This window comes from Pseudomonas sp. TUM25319, from assembly GCF_056388475.1.
This window is the reverse complement of the sequence record NZ_CM150751.1, coordinates 4,030,527-4,052,772: the sequence shown is the minus strand read 5'-3', so window position 1 is coordinate 4,052,772 and position 22,246 is coordinate 4,030,527. Positions and strand designations below refer to the sequence as shown.

The window sequence follows — 22,246 nt, the reverse complement described above, 5'->3', positions numbered from 1 at the left end:
ATAGACTGGAACGCCAGCGCCGCCCGAGATACGGAAAAACTCCCGCCTTCGCCGGGAAAACTTCCCGGTCCGGGCATGATTTGGCACTGCCCCACAAGCGCTACTACCAACGGAGTAGACCGCGACCACCAAAGCAGCATGGGGCCTGCATCGGGTGCTTCCTAAGATGGCCGCAGAACCTTTCGCCAGAGAGGTTTTCGCGTGCAAATCGTGCAACCTGAAGTAGTCGAGGGCAGAACAATGACAACAGTGAAAAACGCCTGGATGAGCGCCGTCCTGATCACCGGTCTGATGAGCGCGGGGGCGGTCATGGCCCACGGCAACGTGACGCCGACGGCGGTCAACACCGGCAACCTGGAAAAGCTCGGTGAGGAATGGCGGACGGAAAACCCGTACCGCAACAGCAAGGACCACGACGAGGCGGTGAGCATCGGTGCCTCGGCCTACAACCAGAACTGCGCGGCCTGCCATGGCCTGGAAGCCAAGTCCGGTGGCATCGCTCCTGACCTGCGGCTGCTCGACGAAGGCGCCAGCGGTGACGAGTGGTTCGTCGAGCGTGTGCGTCACGGCTCGGTGCGCGACGGTCGCGTGTACATGCCGAAGATGGCCGACTACCTGAGCCAGGAAGCGCTCTGGGCCGTGCGGACCTACCTGGACAGCGTCCACGTCTCGGAGTGATGCCATGGGCCGGGTGTCGTTGTTGCTGGTGGCGTTGCTCGCGGGCGCTCCGGCATACGCCCCTGCATCCAGCCTGGACCCGGGCCCCGACCCGGTGCCCTCGGTGATGTGGGAGTTCTACCGAAAACAATGGATTGGCGACGAGCCGTACCGCTTCGACGAGCGGGTCAGGGTCGTTGCACCGCCGTTCGCCGAGGACGCCCGGCAAGTGCCGCTGCAGGTGGATGCCCGCGGCCTGCCGGGCCGGGTCAAACGCATGCTGGTCTGGGCAGAACTGAACCCGATACCGCGGGTCGTCGATTTCGCTCCGGGCCCCGAGGTGCTGCCGTGGCTGGCGATCCGCATCCGGATCGAACAGGCCACGCCGTTGCGCGCCGCCGTGCAGACCGAGGATGGCGTCTGGCATGTCGGCTCGACCCTGATCGATGCCGCCGGTGGCGGTTGCACCGCACCCAGCGTGGCGCGCAGCCAGCCGGGCTGGGAAGAGCGGCTCGGCCAGGTACTCGGCGGACGCTACCCTCGCGAGGACTTCAGCCGCTTGCGCCTGTCGGTCTCGCACCCCATGGATAACGGCCTGATGGCCGGGATTCCGGAATTCTTCATCGAGCACGCCGAACTGTTCGACGCCCAGGGCCAGTCCCTGGCGACCCTCGAGCTGTTTCCGGCGGTGAGCGAAAACCCCAGCCTGTCGTTCGACCTGCGCCGTCCCGGCCCGGTACGCCTGAGCCTGCGTGACAACAACGGCAACGGCTTCGACGCCGCTATCGAGTGAGGTCCTTGATGCGTGCCTTGTTGTGCCTGTTGAGCCTTGTCAGCCTGCCGAGCCTGGCGGAGCTGGACTACCGTCTGCAGCCGCGCCAGATCGCGGCGGACACCTATGTGCTGGAAGGCAGCACCGAGAACTTCTCCCGGAACAATGGCGGCAATATCGTCAATACCGGGTTCATCGTCAGCGAGGACGGTGTGGTGGTGATCGACAGCGGTCCGTCGCTGCGCTATGGCAAGGCGCTGCGCGAGGCCATCGGCAGCGTCACCGACAAGCCGGTGGTGCAGGTGCTGATCACCCATCACCATCCCGATCATGCCCTGGGCAACCAGGCCTTCACCGACGTGCCCATCGGCGCCTTGCCGGGTACTACCGAGCAACTGGCGAAGGAGGGTGATGCGCTGGCCGAGAACATGTACCGCATGGTCGGCGACTGGATGCGCGGCACCGAGGTACGCCTGCCGGACCAGGCGTTGCAACCCGGCGACAGGCGCTTCGGTTCGCACCCGCTGAAGCTGTTGGCGTTCAGTGGCCACAGCGGCGCAGACCTGGCGGTGCTGGACGAAAAGACCGGCGTGCTGTTCGCTGGCGACCTGCTGTTCTACCAGCGCGCCCTGACCACGCCCCACAGCCCGGGACTGGTGCAGTGGGTCGACGACCTGCGGCAACTGCAACGGCTGGACTGGAAGGTTCTGGTGCCGGGACACGGCCCGGTGAGCCGCGACCGCGGGCCGTTCGACCAGATGGTCGATTACCTGGGCTGGCTCGATGACCTGCTGCGCGACAGCGCGGCCCACGGGCTGGACATGAACGAGGTGATCGCCACGCCGATTCCCGAGCGCTTCGCCTCGATCAGCCTCACCCAGTACGAACTGATCCGCAGCGTGACCCATCTGTATCCGCGCTACGAAGCGGCGGTCATGAGTCGGGTCGAACAGTAGCGGCCGTTCCTTGCCAGTGCGGGAATGGCCCACTAACCTTGCCGGCTTTCCATGCCCTTGCCCGAGTTTCCATGAGCCGCAGCACCTCCCGCACCACAGGACGCCCGACCCTGGCCGAAGTCGCCCGGCTTTCCGGGGTTTCCCCCATCACCGTGTCCCGTGCCCTGCGCGGCGTGGCCACGGTGGCGCCGGCGCTGGTGGAGAAGGTCAGGGCGGCGGCGGCCGAGCTGGGCTACGTCGCCAATCCGGCGGCCCGTGCGCTGGCCTCGGCGCAGAGCCAGTCGGTGGTGGTGCTGATTCCGTCGCTGTCCAACCAGTTGTTCGTCGAGACCCTCGACGCGATCCACGATGTGCTGCGCCCACGCGGCCTGGAAGTGTTGATCGGCAACTACCACTACGACGCTGCCATCGAAGAGAACCTGATCCGCAACTACCTCGCTTACCAGCCCCGCGGCCTGCTGCTGACTGGCTTCGAGCGCAGCGAAGCGGCGCGGCAGATGCTCGCCGCCAGCCGCGTGCCCTGCGTGCACATGATGGAACTGGGCGGCGAGCCGGGGGCCTGCTCGGTGGGCTTCTCCCAGGAGGATGCCGGGCGCGCCGTGGCCCGCCACCTGCTCGAACGGGGCCGGCGGCGCCTGGGTTTCATCGCCGCGCAACTGGATGCACGGGTGATGCAGCGCGCCGCCGGTTTCCGTCAGGGACTGGCTGATGCCGGGCTTTACGATCCGGCGCTGGAACTGCTGGTGCCGGAGCCGTCCTCCATTGGCCTGGGCGGCGAGCTGTTCAGCCAGTTGCTGGCGCGTCATGGCGATATCGACGGGATCTTCTTCTGCAACGATGACCTGGCCCAGGGCGCCATCTACCAGGCCCGGCGCCAGGGTATTGCCGTGCCGGAGCAGGTGGCGATGGTCGGTTTCAACGACCTGCCGGCCTCGGCCCACCTGGTGCCGCGCCTGACCTCGATCCGCACGCCCCGGGCTGCGGTGGGCCATCACGCGGCCCTGGCGCTGCTGGCGCGGCTCGATGGCAAAACGGCCCAGGTGGCGTCACACGACCTCGGTTTCGAGCTGATGGTGCGGGAAAGCAGCTGAATCAAGCCGACGGGCGGTGATGGCAGACCGCTTGCACGGCGCTTTGGCCTATCTACGCTTAGCTCAATTCCGCCCATGGAGTGAGCGCGACATGTTTGACTCCCATCGCAAAGCCGATCTAGCAGAAATCGAGCGGTGTAATCGGATGTTGGCCGAAGCCAACGCAAAACTGGCAGCGATCAGCCGATCCATGGCGATGATCGAGTTCAGCCCCGATGGAGTAGTACTCGACGCCAACCCCCACTTTTGCAAGGCCATGGGCTATAGCCTCGACGAGATTCGTGGCCAGCATCACCGCCTCTTCTGCGAAGAGGCCTACGCCAAGACCGAGGAATATCGCCAGCTCTGGCGTGACCTGGCGCGTGGCGAGCCGCGCAGCGGCACCTTCCTGCGGCTCAACCGCCAGCACAAGGAAATGTGGTTGGAAGCCAGCTACATGCCGGTGTTCGGTCCTGGCGGGCAGGTCAGCAGCATCATCAAGGTGGCCTCGGACATTACCGAGCGGGTGGTCCACGAGCACGAGGCCGACTGCATGCTGGAGGCCATCGGGCGGTCCATGGCGGTGATCGAGTTCACCCCCGACGGGCGCGTGATCAAGGCCAACGACAACTTCCTCAACACCATGCGCTACCGCCTCGACGAAGTGGTGGGCCAGCACCACAGCCTGTTCTGCCACAAGAGCGAAAGCGAGTCGCCGGCCTACAAGGCGTTCTGGGCCTCGCTCAATCGCGGCGAATACCATTCGCACCGCTTCGAACGGGTCAACAAGCTGGGGCAGATGGTGTACCTGGAGGCGTCCTACAACCCGATTTTCGACACCAAGGGCCGGTTGTCCAAGGTGGTCAAGTTCGCTAGCGACATCACCCAGCAGGTGTGTACCCAGCAATCGGCCGCCGAGGCCGCCCATGCCACCTCGGTGCAGAACGATGCCTGTGCGCGCAAGGGCTCGGAGGTGGTGCAGCAGACCGTGCATGTGATCGAAGAGATTTCCCATGACCTCAACGAAGCGGCGCGCAGCATCGACGCGGTGAACCGCCAGTCGGAGCTGATCGGGCAGATCGTCCAGACCATTCGTGGCATTGCCGACCAGACCAACCTGCTGGCGCTCAATGCGGCCATCGAAGCGGCGCGGGCCGGCGAGCACGGGCGTGGTTTCGCCGTGGTGGCCGACGAGGTGCGCAACCTGGCGGCGCGCACCAGCAAGGCGACCCTGGAGATCGTCGAGGTGGTGCGGCAGAACCATGACCTGTCGCTGAATGCGGTGGCCAGCATGCAGTCGAGCCTGAGCCGCACCGGCCTCGGGGTGGAACTGGCCAATGAGGCCGGAGAAGTGATCCTGGAAATCCAGCAGGGGTCGCAGCATGTGGTGGATGCGATCAGCCAGATCAACTCGACCTTGCAACTTCACTAGTGGTGGCGAAACCCGTAGGAGCGGCGCAGCCGTCGTAAAACCTGAGTCCCCGATCTGGCTGGCACATCCGGGGCACAGGTTTTGTGGCCGCTACGCGCCCAATCGCGGCTGAAGCCGCTCCCACGAGGTCCCGACATCAGGTCCGTCAGGTAGCTCAGGGCATATCACCAGTGGTGGCAGGTACTGCACGAAACCCGTAGGAGCGGCTTCAGCCGCGAACGGCGGCGCAGCCGTCGTAAAACCTGAGTCCCCGATCTGGCTGGCATAGCCGGGACACAGGTTTTGTGGCCGCTTCGCGCCCAATCGCGGCTGAAGCCGCTCCTACGAGATTTTTCAGACTGCGGCTGCCAACTGCGCCACCACATGCTCCCGACGAATCCGCGCCAGCGGCACGCTGACCAGCGCCAGGGTCAGCACAACCGTCACGCCAATCCCCCAGGCCGCCAGGGTGAAGCCGCCCAGCGAGATCAACCCACCGGAAATCGCCGGCCCCACCGCCAGGCCCAGGCTGAGGAAGCTACCGGCCGCCGCCACTACGCGACCCTCGCGATCCAATTCTGCCGCCAGGCCGGTCAGGTAGCTCAGGGCATAGAAATAGGTGATGCAGATGGTCATCACGCCAGCGGTGTACAGGGTTTTGGAGTGCTCGCCCAGCACATAGCTCAGGCTGGTGGCGCCGGTCAGCAGCACGGCCAGGATCACCGGCGTGCTCATGCCGAAGCGCTTGCCGATCATCGCTGCCAGCAGCGGGCCGATCAGGCCGACCACTGATTGCACCGACAACAGCACACCCAGCTCGTCGCCGCTGTAGCCGACCAGGGTGCCGATGCGTTCGACGAACGCCCAGCCCATGGTGTCGCGAGCCTGGAACACGAACATCGCCAGCATCATGCAGATCGCCGGCAGGCTGAGCAGGACATTGCCCTGGCCCTTGCTGCCCGTGAGGGTCACCACCGGCTCGGTGACGGGCGCTCGCTGCTGCATCGCCGGGATCGCCAGCAGCATCACCGCCATGGTCGCCGCCATCGCGTAGTACAGGCCGGACAGGCCATACAGCGCCATGACCTTGGCGTAGCCGAGCATGACCACGATCATCAGCAGCACCGACAGCACGTTCATGTGCCCGGCGACGCGGTCGGGGTGTTTCGCGCTGGACACCGCGGCGTTGCCGCAGGCCAGGGCCAGGCCCGCGCCGATGCCGGCGACGCAGCGCATGGTGGTGAGGGCATAGAGATTGTCGAGGTGGGCACTGGCGAGGTTGGCGGCGATCGCCAGCAGGGCGCCGCCCAGCGCCAGGGTGCGACGCGGGGCGCGGCCCATGAACGGCGCCACCAGCAGGGAGGCGAGCATGGTGAAGCCGAACTCCGCCGACATCAGCAGCCCGGCCTGGGCCTCGTTGAAGTGCAGGTCGTGGATGATGGCGCTGATCAGGAACGGCAGGGCCCACAGCCCCAGCAGCCCGACACCGTAGGCCGCGGCGGCGGCGGAGAACACCAGGCTCCAGCTTTCAGGCAGGACGTTGCGTATTGTTTTCATTGTGTAATCCCGGTTTGCACGCAAAAAAGCGCGCCATTATCGGCGCGCTATCCAAGTTTTACTGCTGACTTTCGTCGACTGGCGTGCCGTCGTCGTATTGCGACAGCCAGGTCACCATGGCGTCCCGGTAGCGGGTGAAGCCCTTGTAGTCCACCAGCTCCTGGTCCAGGTCGCGGATCACTCGGTGCATGCGTTTGGCCCACTGCGGCGCGAACTCGGCCAGTTGCTGCAGGCTGACCAGGTAGGTGCGCACCGGGAACAGCACGGCATTGCTGCGCGGCAGGCGGTGCAGCGGCTGCAGTTCGATCCGCAGGTTGACCAGCTCGCCGGCGTTTTCCGCGGTCACGGTGGTACGGTCCGGGGCCCAGTCCGGCAGGGTCTCGGCGGAGGTTTCCAGGCGCGGGTTGACGGTGATCGACCAGTTGGTGCGGCGCACCGGGTGGCCCGGACGCAGACGCAGGAGGAACTTCAGGGCGCGCTGGAGGATGCCCATTTCATGCAGCTTCGGCACCGGGCCGTGGAACTCCATGAAGCTCATGCCCAGGTTGAAGCGCAGCGAGTAGTCGGCGCGCTGGGTGGCCATGCCGGCGCCCATCACCAGGGTGTCGTCGCGCTCTTCGAGCAGGATGAACTCGCCCTGGGCCTGACGGGTGATGTACTCCATCGGGTCCATCGGCAGGGTGCTGGCGTCACCGAAGGTGAAGGTGTCGTCCAGTTGCAGCGGGCGGTTGATCCAGCGCCACTGGCTGCCTTTCTTCTCCAGGCTGAAGTGCTCGGGGAAGTCCCGCGAATAGGACTCCATCAGCAGTTCCAGCAGGTCCCACTGGGCTTCCATCATGTGCGGCAGCGCGGCGTAGTGGATGCCCGGCTGGCTGTCGAGGATCTGCGCACGGTGATGGCACTCGGAGATGTAGTGCTCGTCGATGTCGAACTGGGCGCGCAGGGCACCGTTGCCGAAGGGCACATGGGGCTCGACGTTCATCGAGTACATGTACTGGTCTTCCGGATAAGGGAAGGGCAGGCGCAGCACCGCGTCGCGGCTGTTGCTGTAGGTGAAGCCCCGGGTGTCGAGGTCGGCGTAGCTTTCGATCGGCTTGAATACGGTCATTGTTGTTGTCCTGTCTCAGAGGTCCACGACCAGGCGGCTGCAGCTCGCCCGGGATACGCACGGCATGAATTTGCGCTTGCTCAGCTTGTCTTCTTCGCTCAGCCAGTCGTCGCGGTGGTCCAGCTCACCGTCCACTTCCAGCACTTCGGTCTCGCAATAACCGCAGGCGCCGCCACGGCACAGGTACGGCACCTTGTAGCCCGCCTGCTCGGCGGCTTCGAGCAGGGATTGCTCGGCGGGGACTTCGAGGGTCACGCCCTGGCGGGCGAGGGTGACGCTGAACGGCTGGCCGCTGGAGCCTTGTTCGACGAAGCGCTCGTAGTGGATGTGGCTGTCGGTCCAGCCCAGCACATGGGCGCTTTCGACGGTGTCGTCGATCATGCTGTCGGGACCGCAGACGTAGACGTGGCTGCCCAGCGGACGGCCGAAGAGGATGCGCGGGATGTCCATGCGCTCGTCCTGGCCCTGCACGTAGAGGTGCACCCGGGCACCGTACTTCGCCTGCAGCTCGCGACCCAGGGCGGTGTGTTCCGGCCCGCGCACGGCCAGGTGCAGCTCGAAGGTGGCGTTCTTCAGCTCCAGCTCTTCCAGTTGCGAGTACACCGGAGTGATGCCGACGCCACCGGCGATGAACAGGTGCTGACGGGCGTGCCTGGCCAGCGGGAACAGGTTGGCCGGCTGGAGGATCTGCAGCAGATCGCCTTCGCGGACGCTGTCGTGCAGGAAGCGCGAGCCGCCACGGCCGTCGGTCACCCGGCGCACGGCGATCTGGTAGGCGCTGGAGTCGTAGGGTGAGCCCATCAACGAGTAGGCGTTGCGGTGGGTCTTGTCAGCGCCTTCGAGGACCACCACCACGTGGCTGCCGCCGGAGAAGGCCGGCAGGTGCTTGCCGTCGGGATCGACCAGGGTGAAACGGGTGATTTCCGGGGTCAGCGTCTCGATGCGGGCCACGCGCACGGCCAGGGTGCCGTTATGGGTATTCATGTGTCGAGCTCCTCGGCAGCCGGCAGTTCGCCCGGGACTTCGCCATCGGCCTTGATGCCCTGGAAGGCGGCCAGGCGGCGGGAATAGTGATCGCGCACCACCAGGTCGAGCTGGCAACCGGGGCAGGTGAAGACGCGGTGGGTGACGTTTTCGGTGTAGGTGTCGCAGTGGGCGCACCAGACGCGGCGAACCAGGGTGCCGCTGTGTTCGCGCAGCACTTCGTCGCGGTTCAGGTCGACCGCGTTGGCGGCCTGCATGGCGGTGCCGATGAAGCTTTCCGAGCCACTGAGGTACAGGCGGGTGCCCATGCGCGCATCTTCGAGGCGGGCGCGCAGGGCGGTGATCAGTGCCTGGTTGCTGGGGAACACTTCGAGCCCCGCCGCCTCGGCCTGTTGCAGGGCTTGCAGGTGATCGTGCCCGGAGAAGGATTCGGTGGAGTAGAGCAGGGTGCTGTTGTGCCGTTGCTCGGCGGACATGTCCGCGATCAGGCGCAACATCGCCGCGCCGCCGCTGCCCTGACCCGCGATCAGGTGGCGCAGGCCACCCGCCATGGGTTGCAGCCGGTCGTAGACCGGGCGGCTCTTGATGCCGGTGATAAGCATGGTGATACCTCGTCATTCACCCTCCCGGCGAACCGGGAGGGCTATGGCGTCAGCAGAAAACCGCCTATGCCATATTGCCTATGGTTTTATATGTTTTGTTTCGGCCGCCCACGATGGGCGTTTTCATCAGTCAGAACGGGGAAATCAGTGCTTGAACATGACGTGGCGGACGCAGGTGTAGTCTTCCAGGCCGTACATCGACATGTCCTTGCCGTAGCCGGACTGCTTCATGCCGCCGTGGGGCATTTCGCTGACCAGCATGAAGTGGGTGTTGACCCAGGTGCAGCCGTACTGCAGGCGTGCGGCCAGGCGGTTGGCGCGGCCGACATCGCGGGTCCACACCGAGGAGGCCAGGCCGTAGTCGGAGTCGTTGGCCCAGGCCAGGGCCTGCGCTTCGTCGTCGAACGGGGTGACGCTGACCACGGGGCCGAACACTTCACGCTGGACGATCTCGTCATCCTGAAGGGCGTCAGCCAGCACGGTTGGCTCGAAGAAGAAGCCCGGGCCGTCGACCCGGTTTCCACCGGTAATGACGCGGATGTGCGGCTGGGCCTTGGCACGCTCGACGAAGCCGGCCACGCGTTCCAGGTGATCGCGGGTGATCAGCGGGCCGAGTTCGGTGTCCGGATCATCCTGCAGGCCCATGCGCAGGCTGCCGACAGCCTCGCCCAACTGGCTGACGAAGCGCTCGTAGGCGCCTTTCTGCACGTACAGGCGGCAGGCGGCGGTGCAGTCCTGGCCGGCGTTGTAGAAGGCGAAGGCGCGGATGCCCTCGACGGCGGCGTCGATATCGGCGTCATCGAAGATCAGTACCGGGGCCTTGCCGCCCAGTTCCATGTGGGTGCGTTTGACGCTGCTGGCGGTGCTGGCAATGATCCGCGCACCCGTGGCGACCGAGCCGGTCAGCGACACCATGCGCACCCTGGCGTGGTTGACCAGTGGCTCGCCGACGCTCGGGCCGCGGCCGAAGAGGATGTTGACCACGCCGGCGGGGAACAGCTCGGCGATGATTTCGCCCAGGGCCAGGGCGGTCAGCGGCGTCTGCTCCGAGGGCTTGAGCACCACGGTGTTGCCGGCGGCGAGGGCGGGGGCGAGTTTCCAGGCGACCATCATCAGCGGGTAGTTCCACGGCGCGATGGAGGCGATCACGCCCAGCGGATCGCGGCGGATCATCGAGGTATGGCCGGGCAGGTACTCGCCGCCGGCGGAGCCGGACAGGCAGCGACTGGCGCCGGCGAAGTAGCGGAACACGTCGGCGATCGCAGGGATCTCGTCGTTCAGCGCGGCAGCGTAGGGCTTGCCGCAGTTCAGCGACTCCAGGCGGGCCAGGTGCTCGCCTTGGGCTTCGATGCGGTCGGCCAGTTTCAGCAGCAGGTGCGCGCGGTCTTTCGGCGCGGTCTGCGACCAGCCGTCGAAGGCCAGGTCGGCAGCCTGCACGGCGGCATCCACCTGGGCGGCGCTGGCTTCGGGGATGTTCACCACCACCGAGCCCTCGGACGGGTTGTAGACCGCGTAGGGGCTGCCTTGGCCTTCGACCAGTTGGCCGTTGATCAGGAGTCGGGTTTGCATTGCGTATTCCTGCTTGGAGTTATTGACGAATACAGGCGCACAGGTTCACGGAGGGCCTGCGCAAGGCTTAAACATATAAAACCATATCTTAAATTTGTCTGCTAGCCTGCAAGCAGCGATTTGTTGTTACCAGAAGGTCATAAGGCGCTATCACGACAACTGTGGTTCGCTATAAGATGCGAAACCGAATTTTTAGCCGAGTCTCTGCAAAGCTCGATAGGGAGAGGCAATGACTGCCCTGAATAGTGCCCGTAACACCGCCTTTATCCGGCTGCGCCAGGAGGGGCGCACCGATGAGGTGGCGCGCAGGCTGGTAGAAGCCATCGAGCTGGGGCTGTTTGCCGAAGGGCAGCAGTTGCCCAGCGAATCGGAACTGGCGTTGCAATTGGGGGTGGCCACGGTCACGTTGCGTGAGGCGCTGGTGACGCTGCGCCAGCGCGGGCTGATCGAAACCCGCCGTGGTCGCAATGGCGGCAGCTTCGTCTGCGCCCCGGTGGAATTGCCGGAAGCCTTGCTGCTGCAGCGCCTGCGTGACATGAGCGGTCCCGACCTGCGCGACCTGGGTGATGAGCAGACGGCCATTTCCGGCACGGCTGCGCGCCTGGCGGCCAAGCGCAGTTCACCGGAGCAGCAGACGCGGATCGCCCACCATATCGACATGCTGCGCCAGGCCGGCTCGCGTCTGGCCCGGCACCGCGCCGATGCGCGCTTTCATATCGAAGTCGCGGCGGCGGCCCAGTCGCTGCGCCTGACCAATGCCGAGATGCGCCTGCAATCGGAAGTCGGCGAGCTGTTGTGGATGGAAGCCGCCGGTGGTGGCGATATCACCCTGGTGGAGCACGAGCACCAGGCCATTCTGCAGGCACTGGTGGCCGGCGATGCGGTGCTGGCCGGCGCTCTGGCCGAGGCTCATGTCAGCCGCGGCATCAAGCGCCTGATCAGCCTGCGCCTGGAATTGCTGGCGAGCTCGGACGACGACTGAACCGCTGTACCCGATCCCATAAGAAGAAAAGCCGAACCTGCGTGAGGTAATGCCATGTTTACCCTGAGCGACAACGCGTCCTTCTCGGCCTGCGCCCAGCAGTTGGACAGCACATTGGGGACCATCTTCAGCCAGGTCCGCCAACTGGTGGAGGAAACCCGTGAACTCTGGGAGCGGGTACTGGCCGAGGGTCGCCAGCCTGCGGCGAAAGACCTGGCGTCACTGCGTCCGGCCATCGACCGGCAACTGCTGGCGACCGGTGCCTTTGGCTGTGGCGGCGGCGTGATCGTCGAGCCCAATGGCCTGGCCGACCGGGAGATGCACCTGGAATGGTGGTACCTGGCCGATGGCGGCAAGACCCTGCCGCTGCGGCCCAACTTCGACCAGCGTCGCGAGAACTACTACGACTACACCGAAATGCCCTGGTACAGCCGTCCGCGGGATACCGGCAGGAGCGTGGTGGAAGGGCCATACGTGGACCTCTACGGCACCAACCTGTACGTGCTGACCTTCACCATGCCGATCCTGGTGGGCGGGCGGTTCATTGGCGTGGCGGGGCTGGACCTGTCGTTGCACAACGTCGAGCGGCTGCTGGTGCGCAGCCTGATGCGTCTGGACCATGAGGCGGTGCTGCTGTCCGCCGAGGGGCGGGTGATCGCTGCCAATACGGCGAACTGGATGGTGGGCGAGCTGGTGAGTACACGGCTCAATACGCTGCAACTGGATCAGATTCGCCTGACCCTGTCGGAGTCGGAAACCGGCTGGTCGCTGGTGCGCTTGCCGGGGTTGCGCAGCAAGGCGTGAGGGGCTTGGGTCTGGCCTGGGCTGCGGTTGGTCCGGTCCTTGGAGGGAGCCTGTGCCGGCCTCATCGCTGGCAAGGCCAGCTCCCACGGGGCTTGCGTCCGGGCCGGGCAGTGGGGTTGGCCCGGACCTTGTGGGAGCTGCCCGGGCGGCGCTCCGCTTGCCAGCGATGAGGCCGGCTCAGGCCGGACGCCGCCCTGTCAGCTTTCGTAACCCAGGTTCGGCGCCAGCCAGCGCTCGCTGACCGACACGTCCTGCGCTTTACGCGCGCTGTAGCTTTCGATCTGGTCCTTGTCGACCTTGCCGACGGCGAAGTACTGCGCCTGCGGATGGGCGAAGTACCAGCCGCTGACCGCCGCCGCCGGGAACATGGCGAAGTGTTCGGTGAGGAACACGCCGCTCGGGCCGGTTTCGCCAATGGCGGTGCCGTCCAGCAGGCGGAACAGGGTTGCCTTCTCGGTGTGGTCCGGGCAGGCCGGGTAGCCCGGGGCAGGGCGGATACCGGCGTACTGCTCCTTGATCAGCGCTTCGTTGTCCAGGTGCTCGTCCTTGGCGTAGCCCCAGTAGTTTTTCCGCACTTGCTCGTGCAGCCACTCGGCGCAGGCTTCGGCCAGGCGGTCGGCAAGGGCCTTGACCATGATCGAGCTGTAGTCGTCGCCCTTGTCCTGATAAGCCTTGGCCACTTCCTCGGCGCCAATGCCGGCGGTGGTGATAAAACCACCGACGTAGTCAGTCAGGCCGCTGTCCTTCGGCGCGACGAAGTCGGCCAGGCTGAAGTTGGGCTTGTTGTCCGGCTTGATGGTCTGCTGGCGCAGGTGGTGCAGGCGCGCCAGTGGTTGGCCGTCGTCACCGTAGACCTCGATATCGTCGTCGGCCACCTGGTTGGCCGGCCAGAAGCCGAACACCGCACGGGCGCTGATCAGCTTCTCGTCGATCAGCTTGCTCAGCATCTGTCGGGCATCGGCGTACAGCGCAGTTGCTGCTTCACCTACCACCTCATCGGTGAGGATGCGCGGGAACTTGCCGGCCAGGTCCCAGGAAATGAAGAACGGCGTCCAGTCGATGTAGTCGGCCAGCACGTTCAGGTCGATGTCTTCCAGCACCTTCACACCGGTGAAGGTCGGGACTGCCGGCTGGTAGCCAGCCCAGTCGTATTGCGGCTTGGCGGCGACCGACTGGGCGTAGCTCAGGCGCTCGGTACGGGCGCTGCGGTTGGCGGTGCGCTCACGGACGTCAACGTATTCTTCGCGGGTTTTCTGCACGAAGGCCGGCTTGAGCTCCTTCGACAGCAATTGCGTGGCCACACCCACGGCGCGGGAGGCGTCGGTGACGTAGACGACCGCGTCGTTGCTGTAGCGCGGCTCGATCTTCACCGCGGTGTGGGCCTTGGAGGTGGTGGCGCCGCCGATCATCAGCGGCAGGTGGAAGTCCTGGCGCTGCATTTCGCGGGCGACGTGGACCATCTCGTCCAGCGACGGGGTGATCAGCCCGGACAGGCCGATGATGTCGCATTTTTCGTCGCGGGCGACCTGCAGGATCTTTTCCGCCGGCACCATCACGCCGAGGTCGACGATGTCGTAGCCGTTGCAGCCCAGCACCACGCCGACGATGTTCTTGCCGATGTCGTGGACATCGCCCTTGACCGTGGCCATGAGGATCTTGCCCTTGGCTTCCGGCTTGTCGCCTTTCTCTTCTTCGATGAACGGAATCAGGTGGGCTACCGCCTGCTTCATCACCCGGGCGGACTTCACCACCTGGGGCAGGAACATCTTGCCGGCGCCGAACAGGTCGCCGACCACGTTCATCCCGCTCATCAGCGGGCCTTCGATCACTTCGATGGGCCGTGCGCACTGCTGGCGGCACAGCTCGGTGTCTTCGACGATGTAGGCGGTGATGCCTTTCACCAGCGCATGTTCCAGGCGCTTCTCGACCGGCAGCGAGCGCCACTCTTCGTTTTCCACTTCCTTGGCCGCGCCGCCGCCCTTGTAGTCGTCGGCGATGGCCAGCAGGGCGTCGGTGCCTTCCGGGGTGCGGTTGAGCACCACGTCCTCGACCCGCTCGCGCAGCGCCGGCGGGATCTCGTCGTAGATCTCCAGCTGGCCGGCGTTGACGATACCCATGGTCAGGCCGTTCTGGATGGCGTGGTAGAGGAACACCGAGTGGATCGCCTCGCGCACCGGGTTGTTGCCACGGAACGAGAACGACACGTTGGACACGCCGCCCGACGACAGCGCGTAGGGCAGGTGGTCGCGGATGTACGCGCAGGCTTCGATGAAGTCCACGGCGTAGTTGTTGTGCTCTTCGATGCCGGTGGCGACGGCGAAGATGTTCGGGTCGAAGATGATGTCTTCCGGCGGGAAGCCGACTTCATTGACCAGGATGTCGTAGCTGCGCTGGCAGATCTCGCGCTTGCGGTCGGCAGTGTCGGCCTGGCCGACTTCGTCGAAGGCCATCACCACCACGGCGGCGCCATAGCGCTTGCACAGCTTGGCGTGATGCTTGAAGGCTTCCACGCCTTCCTTCATCGAGATGGAGTTGACGATGCCCTTGCCCTGGATGCACTTCAGGCCCGCCTCGATCACTTCCCACTTGGAGGAGTCGATCATGATCGGTACGCGGGAAATGTCCGGCTCGCCGGCAATCAGGTTGAGGAAGCGGACCATGGCGGCCTGGGAGTCGAGCATCCCTTCGTCCATGTTGATGTCGATCACCTGGGCACCGGCCTCGACCTGCTGCAGGGCGACTTCCAGGGCCTCGGTGTAGTTTTCCTCGCGGATCAGCCGGGCGAACTTGGCGGAACCGGTGATGTTGGTGCGCTCGCCGACGTTCACGAACAGCGAGTTGCGGTCGATGGTGAAGGGCTCCAGGCCCGACAGGCGACAGGCCTTGGGAATGTCCGGAATGACCCGCGGCTTGTACTTGGCCACTGCCTCGGCGATCGCCTGGATATGGCCCGGCGTGGTGCCGCAGCAGCCGCCGATGATGTTGAGGAAGCCGCTGGCAGCGAACTCCTCGACCACCACGGCCATTTCCGCCGGGGTCTCGTCGTACTCGCCGAAGGCGTTGGGCAGGCCGGCGTTGGGGTGCGCGGACACGTGGGTGCCGGCCTTGGTCGACAGCTCTTCCAGATACGGACGCAGGTCCTTGGCACCCAGGGCGCAGTTCAGGCCGACCGAGATCGGGTTGGCGTGGCGCACCGAGTTCCAGAAGGCTTCGGTGGTCTGGCCCGACAGAGTGCGGCCGGAGGCGTCGGTGATAGTGCCGGAGATCATGATCGGCAGTTCGATGCCGTCGTCCTCGAACACCTGCTGCACGGCGAAGATCGCCGCCTTGGCGTTGAGGGTGTCGAAGATGGTCTCGATGAGGATCAGGTCGGCGCCGCCCTCGATCAGGCCGCGGGTCGCTTCGATGTAGTTGGTGACCAGTTCGTCGAAGGTGACGTTGCGGTAGCCGGGGTCGTTGACGTCCGGGGAAATCGAACAGGTGCGGCTAGTCGGGCCGAGCACGCCGGCGACGAAGCGCGGCTTGTCGGGGGTTTCGAGGGTCTTGGCATCGGCGACCTGGCGGGCGATGCGCGCACCCTCGACGTTGAGCTCGTACACCAGCTCTTCCATACCGTAGTCGGCCTGGGAAATCTGCGTGGCGTTGAAGGTGTTGGTCTCGAGGATGTCGGCACCCGCATCCAGGTAGGCCTTCTCGATGGCGGCAATCACGTCCGGGCGGCTGAGCAGCAGCAGGTCGTTGTTGCCCTTGACGTCGCTCGGCCAGTCGGCGAAGCGCGTGCCACGATAGTCTGCTTCCTCAAGTCGATAGCTTTGGATCATAGTACCCATGCCGCCATCGAGAATCAGGATGCGCTCTTTGAGTGCTTGCTGAAGTGCTTGGAAACGAGCGCTGCGGTCAGACATTGGAACTACCTGGGTCAGACAAAGACGAAAGTTGCGGGATGATAACAAAGCTGCGCGCTTTTTAGACGCGTCGCACATTTGCATGAATTTCATTCATGTTGGCACCGCAGTCCACCAGTAGAATCGTGAATAGCTATCAAAAACCAGGACATACGGCACATGGTGCATCGCTTTCTTGCCGGCGCCTTCGCTCTGCTCATCAGTAGCGCGGCGCTAGGGCAAGCCCCCCAGAACGCTCCGGCGATTTCCTACACCCGGGACATCCAGCCGATCTTCACCGAGAAGTGCGTGGCTTGCCATGCCTGCAACGACGCGGCCTGCCAGTTGAACCTCGGCAGCGCCGAGGGCGCCAGCCGCGGCGCGTCGAAAATCCCCGTGTACCAGGGCGATCGCAGCAAGGCGGTGGCGCCGACCCGGCTGTTCTACGACGCCAGCGGTCCGGCCTGGCAGAAGCTGGGCTTCAGTTCGGTGCTGGACAACCAGGGCAGCCAGGCCGCGCTGATGGCGCGGATGCTGGAGCTGGGCCATGCCAAGCCGCTGGTACCCAACCAGAAGATCCCCGACAACATCGTGCTGGGCCTCAACCGCGAGAACATGTGTCCGCTGCCCGGCGAGTTCGATGGCTACGCCAAGGCCCATCCCCAGGAAGGCATGCCGCTGGCGGTGACCGGCCTCACCGACGCCCAGTACCAGACCCTGCAGCGCTGGCTGGCCCAGGGCGCGCCGGTTGAGCACAACCCGGTGCAGCCGAGCGCGAAGGAAGCGGCGCAGATCGCCGACTGGGAAGAGTTGCTCAACCGTCCCGGTTCCACCGAAGCACTGGTGGGACGCTGGTTGTACGAGCACCTGTTCCTTGCCCACATCCATTTTGTCGGCGGTGAACCGGGGCATTTCTTCCAGTGGGTGCGTTCGCGCACGCCCAGCGGGCAGCCGGTGGACATCATCGCCACGCGCCGTCCCAACGACCCGCCGGGCACCGATTTCTATTACCGCCTGATGCCGGTGCAGGGCGTGATCGTGCACAAGACCCACATCACCTACCCGATGGGGCCGCAGAAGCTCAAGCGCGTGAAGCAGCTGTTCTACAGCGGCGAGTGGCATGCCGCCGCGCTGCCGGGCTACGGGCCGCGGCACCGCTCCAACCCGTTCGAGACCTTCGAGGCCATCCCGGCGGTGGCCCGTTACCAGTTCATGCTGGATAACGCCGAGTACTTTGTCCGCACCTTCATCCGTGGCCCGGTCTGCCGCGGCCAGATCGCCACCGACGTGATCCGCGACAACTTCTGGGCACTGTTCCAGGAACCGGCTCACGACCGCTACATCACCGATGCCAAATACCGCGAGGAAGCCACGCCGCTGCTGGCGATGCCTGGCCAGATCGACGACGTTGGCAGCATTCTCAGCCTGTGGCACGCCTATCGCGACAAGCGCAACGAGTATGAAAGCCTGCGCCGCGACACCTACGCCGACATGCCGCCGCCCAGCTGGTCGACCCTGTGGGCCGGCAACGACAACGCGCTGCTGACCATCTTCCGGCATTTCGACAGCGCTTCGGTGACCAAGGGCCTGATCGGCGACGTGCCGCTGACCATGTGGCTGTTCGACTACCCGTTGTTCGAGCGCACCTACTACCAGTTGGCGGTCAATTTCGACGTGTACGGCAACGTCTCGCACCAGGCCCAGACCCGGCTGTACTTCGACCTGATCCGCAACGGCGCCGAGGTCAACTTCCTGCGCCTGATGCCGGCCAACAAGCGCGGTGCCATTCTCAGTGACTGGTACCAGAACAGCGGCAAGGTGAAGATGTGGATGGACTACGAGGAGATCGACACCAGCACGCCGAGCGCGCTGAAGCTCGATCTGCACCATTCGGTGCGCGACTTCGGCCTCAAGCTGATCGAGCGCACCGGCAGCCTCAATGCCGCGCCCGATCCGATCAACCGCTGCAGCGGTGCCTATTGCTCGCGGCCGAACGTGAGCGAGGAGTTCCGTGATGTGGAGCAGGCGCTGAGCCGCCTGGCCTCACGGCCGGCAGCGGGGCTGAAGGTGATCAACCAGTTGCCCGAGGCAACCATGCTGCGCATCGAAGGGCAGGGCGGCAAACGGCAGGTCTACAGCCTGTTGCGTAACCGCGCCCACAGCAACGTGGCGTTCATGCTTGGCGAGGCGTACCGCTACCAGCCGGGGCTGGACACCCTGACGATCTATCCGGGGGTGATGAGCAGCTACCCGAACTTTATGTTCAACGTGCCGGCCAGCGATGTGCCGGAGTTCGTCGAGGACCTGGAAGCGGCGCGGGACGACACGGCGAAGTTCGAGCGGATCGTCATGCGCTGGGGCGTGCGCCGCAGCCATCCGCAGTTCTGGCAGTACTTCCATGACCTGAATGCCTATATCCAGGAGACCGATCCGGTGGAGGCCGGGGTGCTGGACATGAACCGCTACGAGAACCTTTGAAGCGGCAAGCTTCAAGCTTCAAGCTGTAAGCTGCAAGAAAAAGCACTCGCGCCGCGGACTGCTCTTTCTTGCCGCTTGAAGCTTGCAGCTTGCAGCTATCTTTCCCGACACAATTAGTAGGACTTTGTTCGTACGCGCGGTTGGCGTAAACTGCCGACAAGTCTGTGAGGAAATTCCATGAGCGCTATAACCATTACCGACGCCGCGCACGATTACCTGGCCGATCTGCTCTCCAAGCAGAACACCCCGGGTATCGGTATCCGCATCTTCATCACCCAACCCGGCACCCAATATGCCGAAACCTGCATTGCCTACTGCAAGCCAGGTGAAGAGAAGCCGGAAGATACCGCGCTGGGTCTGAAGAGCTTTACCGCCTACATCGATGCCGTGAGCGAGCCGTTCCTCGACGACGCCGTCGTCGACTACGCCACCGACCGCATGGGCGGCCAGCTGACCATCAAGGCGCCGAACGCCAAGGTGCCGATGGTCAACGAGGACAGCCCGATCAACGAGCGGATCAACTACTACCTGCAAACCGAGATCAACCCGGGGCTGGCCAGCCACGGCGGTCAGGTCAGCCTGATCGAAGTGGTCGAGGACGGCATCGCCGTGCTGCAGTTCGGCGGCGGTTGCCAGGGCTGCGGCCAGGCCGACGTGACCCTGAAGGACGGCATCGAGCGCACCCTGCTCGAGCGCATTCCGGAGCTGAAGGGCGTTCGCGACGTGACCGACCACTCGCAGAAAGAAAACGCTTACTACTGAGTGAGCCAACGAAAAGCGGAGCCCGAGGGCTCCGCTTTTTTGTTTCGGCTGTGCGGCCTCATCGCCGGCAACGCTGGCTCCCACAGTGTGGGAGCTGGCTTGCCAGCGATAGCGCCGGTACAGGCTGCCTTCTACTTAAAAGTCATAGCTCACACTGGTGTAGTAGAACGCTCCCTGCGCGCCTTCAGGCGAGGTGATCGAGTACTTCGGCACCCCGTACAGCTGCGCGCCCTTGAGCTTGTCCGGGTGGCTGTCGAACAGGTTGATCGCGCCCACCGAGACTTTCAGGCCCAGGTCGAAGCGGTAGCTCAGGTCCAGGTCGGTGACCCATTGCGGGCTGAAGGTCTGGTCCAGCGCCGGGTTGCTGGCGTTGAGGTTCTTCCATTCGCCATAGCGGCGCTGGGTGACGGTCAGGCCCCAGTTCTCGTACAGCCAGTTGGCGCTCAGGGTCAGTTTGTTGTCCGGCGTGCCGTGTTCGATCAGGCCCTGGGTGTTGCGCCCGACGATCTGGTCGCCGCGGATCCCGCCCACGTCCCGCAGGTCGGTGATGCGGGTGCGGGTCTTGGCGAAACCGGCATTCAGATCAAGACGCCCGTAAGCCGCAAGATCGAGCTGGTACTGGCCGCTCAGCTCGATGCCGTCGGTGCGGGTGTCGGCGATATTGGTGTAGAACGCTGCGCTCTGGATGTTGGCGTAGGGCGTGCCGGCGAAGATCGGACCGACCACCGTGGACGGCAACTGGTCGGAGAGGGTGATGCGGTTGTCGATATCGATGCGGTAGGCGTCGATGCTCAGCGAGGCGTTGTCCACCGGCCGCCAGACCAGGCCCAGGGAGTAGTTGGTGGATTCCTCGGGTTTCAGCGCCCGACCGCCCAGCAATGCCGCTTCCGGGCTGTCGGCCCGCAGGGTGCGTTGCTGCACCTCGACCCAGTTGCCGCTGCCCGTTGGCTGCTCGACCACCTGCACGCTGAACGACGACAGCCCGCTCTGCACCAGCGACGGCGCCCGGTAGCCGCTGCTGATGCTGCCGCGCGCGGCGATCTGCGGGGTGAAGTCGTAGCGCAGCGACAGCTTGCCGTTGGTGGTGTCGCCGAAGTCCGAGTAGTGCTCCGAGCGCACCGCCAGCCCCGCCTGGAATTTCTCGGTGATCTGCCCTTCAAGGTCCAGGTACGCGCCGAATACCTTGCGTTCCAGCGAGGCGGCATCGACCTGGGTGATGCCCGAGTAGTAGCCGGGAATCCGCCGGCCGGTGACCGGATCGAGGGTGTTGAACAGCGCTCCGTTCTGCCAGCCGGCCGCTTCGCCGGCGCTCAGGGTGTAGTTTTCCTTGCGCCAGGCCAGGCCCGCCGAAACGGTCAACGGCTTGGCCAGCAGGTCGGTAGGGAAGTCCCGCACCCAGTCGAGGGTCAGGTTGGTCTGCTCGTTTTCCCGTTCGCCGGTATAGATGTTGTAGGGGCTGTTGGCGCCCCAGCTCGGGTTGATGGCGTCGCGGTCGGTGGATTTGAGCGTGTCGTTGCCATAGTTGGCGGCCAGGTCGAACTTGCCCAGTTGCTCGTTCTCGTAGCGCAGGCCGCCAGTGACCGCGTAGTCCTCGAGGGCGTAGCGGGTGATCGGCAGGCGGCCGTCGGGGTAGCGCGACAGGGCGACGCTGCCGTAGTTGTTGCGCAGCGTGGTGGGCGGGTCGAAGAAGCCTTCGGCATCGGTGTTCTTGTGGGCGTAGGTGGCGAAGCCATAGGCGGTCAGGCCGTCGCTCAGGCCGATCTCGCTGTTGGCGACGAAGTTGTACTGGTCGGAAACGCCGCCCGAGCCCCAGTTCCAGGTGCGGTAGCGGTTGTTCTGTTCCCGCGGCGTATTGATGCTGGTGCTGCCGGGGTAAAAGATCCGGTTGTCCGCACGGGTGTCGCTGGCCGGGTCCTGGCTGCCGGCGTCGAAGGACAGGGTGAGGAAACCGTCGTTGGGCAAGGCGAAGCCCTTCCAGCCGCTGAGCTTGCGCTGCAGGCCGTCGCCCTTGTCGTAGCCGCCGAAACGGTAGCCGATGTTGCCGCCGTCGTCGTTTTCCTTGAGCACGATGTTGATCACCCCGGCGATGGCGTCGGAGCCATATTGGGCCGCCGCGCCGTCTCGCAGGATTTCCACCCGTTGCACCGCACTCAGCGGGATCAGGCTGAGGTCCACCGCGGCCGCGCCACGGCCGTTGGCCAGGGCCTGACGGGTGACGTTGGCGCTGGCGTGGCGGCGCTTGCCGTTGACCAGCACCAGCACCTGGTCCGAGGCCAACCCGCGCAGCGAGGCGCCCTGAGCGATGGAGCCGGCGAACGCGCCCTGGGGCGACTGCGGGAAACTGAAGGACGGCGACAGCGCGGTCAGGGCGCCGGACAGGTCCTTGGCGCCGGTTTCCTCCAGGCGCTCGGCACTCAGGACATCCACCGGCGCTGCGCTTTCCAGGGCGGTGACGTCGCTGCGGCGGGTACCGACCACCACCACGGTGTCGAGTTTGTCGCTTTTGGCGCCGGCGCCACTGGCGGGCTCCTGGGCGTGAACGGCGGGCACGGCAAGGCTGCCGATGACCAGCGCCACGGCGCCGGCCAAAGGATCGAGACGGAACATGAAAGGCTACTCCTGTAACGCGAAAAGGAGGCCGGCGACGCGG

The 22,246-nt window shown here is 65.1% G+C and carries 16 protein-coding genes and 1 pseudogene; 10 read left to right on the top strand and 7 right to left on the bottom strand.

From position 1 onward, the window contains the following. Positions 1–240: 240 nt before the first annotated feature. The 6 genes and pseudogenes from pedF (at position 241) to AC05QJ_RS18680 (ending at position 4,887) form a co-directional block, all read left to right on the top strand. Entirely contained in the window at positions 241–678 is a 438-nt protein-coding gene (gene pedF / locus AC05QJ_RS18705; RefSeq protein ID WP_476742778.1) for a cytochrome c-550 PedF, read from the top strand. Positions 679–682: 4 nt separating this feature from the next. Beyond that, positions 683–1,450 carry a quinoprotein dehydrogenase-associated SoxYZ-like carrier gene (locus tag AC05QJ_RS18700; protein WP_476742777.1) on the top strand — a complete coding sequence of 256 codons (768 nt, stop codon included), beginning with the start codon at positions 683–685 and terminating at the stop codon, positions 1,448–1,450. A gap of 8 nt (positions 1,451–1,458) precedes the next feature. Next, positions 1,459–2,385, top strand: a complete 927-nt coding sequence (locus AC05QJ_RS18695; RefSeq protein WP_476742776.1) for a quinoprotein relay system zinc metallohydrolase 1 — start codon at positions 1,459–1,461, stop codon at positions 2,383–2,385. Positions 2,386–2,456: 71 nt separating this feature from the next. Continuing rightward, on the top strand, positions 2,457–3,476 hold the full coding sequence (gene gntR / locus AC05QJ_RS18690) for an HTH-type transcriptional regulator GntR (RefSeq protein WP_476742775.1): 1,020 nt from the start codon (positions 2,457–2,459) through the stop codon (positions 3,474–3,476). Positions 3,477–3,495: 19 nt separating this feature from the next. Beyond that, a pseudogene (locus AC05QJ_RS18685) lies at positions 3,496–4,350 on the top strand (PAS domain-containing protein); the annotation flags it as partial. Next, positions 4,348–4,887: a methyl-accepting chemotaxis protein gene (locus AC05QJ_RS18680; RefSeq protein WP_476747961.1), complete on the top strand. Its 540-nt coding sequence runs from the start codon at positions 4,348–4,350 to the stop codon at positions 4,885–4,887. The pseudogene AC05QJ_RS18685 and the gene AC05QJ_RS18680, both read left to right, overlap by 3 nt. A gap of 333 nt (positions 4,888–5,220) precedes the next feature. Here AC05QJ_RS18680 and AC05QJ_RS18675 read toward each other — a convergent pair whose 3' ends face one another. From AC05QJ_RS18675 to AC05QJ_RS18655, 5 genes are all read right to left on the bottom strand, one after another. Next, positions 5,221–6,423 carry an MFS transporter gene (locus AC05QJ_RS18675; RefSeq protein WP_476742774.1) on the bottom strand — a complete coding sequence of 401 codons (1,203 nt, stop codon included), beginning with the start codon at positions 6,421–6,423 and terminating at the stop codon, positions 5,221–5,223. A 58-nt stretch (positions 6,424–6,481) separates the two neighbouring features. Then, complete coding sequence (locus tag AC05QJ_RS18670) at positions 6,482–7,531, bottom strand: heme-dependent oxidative N-demethylase family protein (RefSeq protein WP_476742773.1); 1,050 nt, start codon at positions 7,529–7,531, stop codon at positions 6,482–6,484. Between the two features lie 15 nt (positions 7,532–7,546). Then, the gene (locus AC05QJ_RS18665; RefSeq protein ID WP_476742772.1) at positions 7,547–8,515 is read right to left on the bottom strand and encodes a PDR/VanB family oxidoreductase; all 969 of its coding nucleotides are present in this window, start codon (positions 8,513–8,515) and stop codon (positions 7,547–7,549) included. After that, on the bottom strand, positions 8,512–9,117 hold the full coding sequence (locus tag AC05QJ_RS18660) for a dimethylamine monooxygenase subunit DmmA family protein (protein ID WP_476742771.1): 606 nt from the start codon (positions 9,115–9,117) through the stop codon (positions 8,512–8,514). The genes AC05QJ_RS18665 and AC05QJ_RS18660 overlap by 4 nt, the downstream gene beginning before the upstream one ends. A gap of 144 nt (positions 9,118–9,261) precedes the next feature. Beyond that, positions 9,262–10,686 (bottom strand): gamma-aminobutyraldehyde dehydrogenase, encoded by a 1,425-nt coding sequence (locus AC05QJ_RS18655; protein ID WP_476742770.1) that lies wholly within the window; start codon positions 10,684–10,686, stop codon positions 9,262–9,264. Positions 10,687–10,915: 229 nt separating this feature from the next. Here AC05QJ_RS18655 and AC05QJ_RS18650 point away from each other — a divergent pair, with 229 nt between their 5' ends. Together AC05QJ_RS18650 and AC05QJ_RS18645 are read left to right on the top strand one after the other, a co-directional pair. Beyond that, positions 10,916–11,668, top strand: a complete 753-nt coding sequence (locus tag AC05QJ_RS18650) for a FadR/GntR family transcriptional regulator (protein ID WP_476742769.1) — start codon at positions 10,916–10,918, stop codon at positions 11,666–11,668. Positions 11,669–11,722: 54 nt separating this feature from the next. After that, a complete protein-coding gene (locus AC05QJ_RS18645) occupies positions 11,723–12,472 on the top strand; it encodes a PDC sensor domain-containing protein (protein WP_476742768.1) in 750 nt (249 codons plus the stop codon). 197 nt (positions 12,473–12,669) lie between these two features. On the opposite strand, the gene metH is transcribed toward AC05QJ_RS18645, so the two are convergent. Then, positions 12,670–16,377: a methionine synthase gene (metH, locus tag AC05QJ_RS18640; RefSeq protein WP_476742767.1), complete on the bottom strand. Its 3,708-nt coding sequence runs from the start codon at positions 16,375–16,377 to the stop codon at positions 12,670–12,672. A 159-nt stretch (positions 16,378–16,536) separates the two neighbouring features. On the opposite strand from metH, the gene AC05QJ_RS18635 reads away from it, so the two are divergent. After that, positions 16,537–18,834 carry a fatty acid cis/trans isomerase gene (locus AC05QJ_RS18635; RefSeq protein ID WP_476742766.1) on the top strand — a complete coding sequence of 766 codons (2,298 nt, stop codon included), beginning with the start codon at positions 16,537–16,539 and terminating at the stop codon, positions 18,832–18,834. Positions 18,835–19,011: 177 nt separating this feature from the next. Continuing rightward, a complete protein-coding gene (nfuA, locus tag AC05QJ_RS18630) occupies positions 19,012–19,596 on the top strand; it encodes a Fe-S biogenesis protein NfuA (RefSeq protein ID WP_476742765.1) in 585 nt (194 codons plus the stop codon). Positions 19,597–19,731: 135 nt separating this feature from the next. On the opposite strand, the gene AC05QJ_RS18625 is transcribed toward nfuA, so the two are convergent. Beyond that, positions 19,732–22,203 (bottom strand): TonB-dependent receptor plug domain-containing protein, encoded by a 2,472-nt coding sequence (locus AC05QJ_RS18625; protein ID WP_476742764.1) that lies wholly within the window; start codon positions 22,201–22,203, stop codon positions 19,732–19,734. Positions 22,204–22,246 lie beyond the last annotated feature (43 nt).

What these genes read in the sequence shown, in the direction of transcription:
- AC05QJ_RS18645 (WP_476742768.1), top strand. Translation starts at nt 11,723, where the DNA reads ATGTTTACCCTGAGCGACAACGCGTCCTTCTCGGCCTGCGCCCAGCAG.
- AC05QJ_RS18665 (WP_476742772.1), bottom strand. Translation starts at nt 8,515, where the DNA reads ATGAATACCCATAACGGCACCCTGGCCGTGCGCGTGGCCCGCATCGAG.
- AC05QJ_RS18655 (WP_476742770.1), bottom strand. Translation starts at nt 10,686, where the DNA reads ATGCAAACCCGACTCCTGATCAACGGCCAACTGGTCGAAGGCCAAGGC.
- AC05QJ_RS18650 (WP_476742769.1), top strand. Translation starts at nt 10,916, where the DNA reads ATGACTGCCCTGAATAGTGCCCGTAACACCGCCTTTATCCGGCTGCGC.
- pedF (WP_476742778.1), top strand. Translation starts at nt 241, where the DNA reads ATGACAACAGTGAAAAACGCCTGGATGAGCGCCGTCCTGATCACCGGT.
- AC05QJ_RS18625 (WP_476742764.1), bottom strand. Translation starts at nt 22,203, where the DNA reads ATGTTCCGTCTCGATCCTTTGGCCGGCGCCGTGGCGCTGGTCATCGGC.
- metH (WP_476742767.1), bottom strand. Translation starts at nt 16,377, where the DNA reads ATGTCTGACCGCAGCGCTCGTTTCCAAGCACTTCAGCAAGCACTCAAA.
- AC05QJ_RS18700 (WP_476742777.1), top strand. Translation starts at nt 683, where the DNA reads ATGGGCCGGGTGTCGTTGTTGCTGGTGGCGTTGCTCGCGGGCGCTCCG.
- gntR (WP_476742775.1), top strand. Translation starts at nt 2,457, where the DNA reads ATGAGCCGCAGCACCTCCCGCACCACAGGACGCCCGACCCTGGCCGAA.
- AC05QJ_RS18675 (WP_476742774.1), bottom strand. Translation starts at nt 6,423, where the DNA reads ATGAAAACAATACGCAACGTCCTGCCTGAAAGCTGGAGCCTGGTGTTC.
- AC05QJ_RS18660 (WP_476742771.1), bottom strand. Translation starts at nt 9,117, where the DNA reads ATGCTTATCACCGGCATCAAGAGCCGCCCGGTCTACGACCGGCTGCAA.
- nfuA (WP_476742765.1), top strand. Translation starts at nt 19,012, where the DNA reads ATGAGCGCTATAACCATTACCGACGCCGCGCACGATTACCTGGCCGAT.
- AC05QJ_RS18695 (WP_476742776.1), top strand. Translation starts at nt 1,459, where the DNA reads ATGCGTGCCTTGTTGTGCCTGTTGAGCCTTGTCAGCCTGCCGAGCCTG.
- AC05QJ_RS18635 (WP_476742766.1), top strand. Translation starts at nt 16,537, where the DNA reads ATGGTGCATCGCTTTCTTGCCGGCGCCTTCGCTCTGCTCATCAGTAGC.
- AC05QJ_RS18670 (WP_476742773.1), bottom strand. Translation starts at nt 7,531, where the DNA reads ATGACCGTATTCAAGCCGATCGAAAGCTACGCCGACCTCGACACCCGG.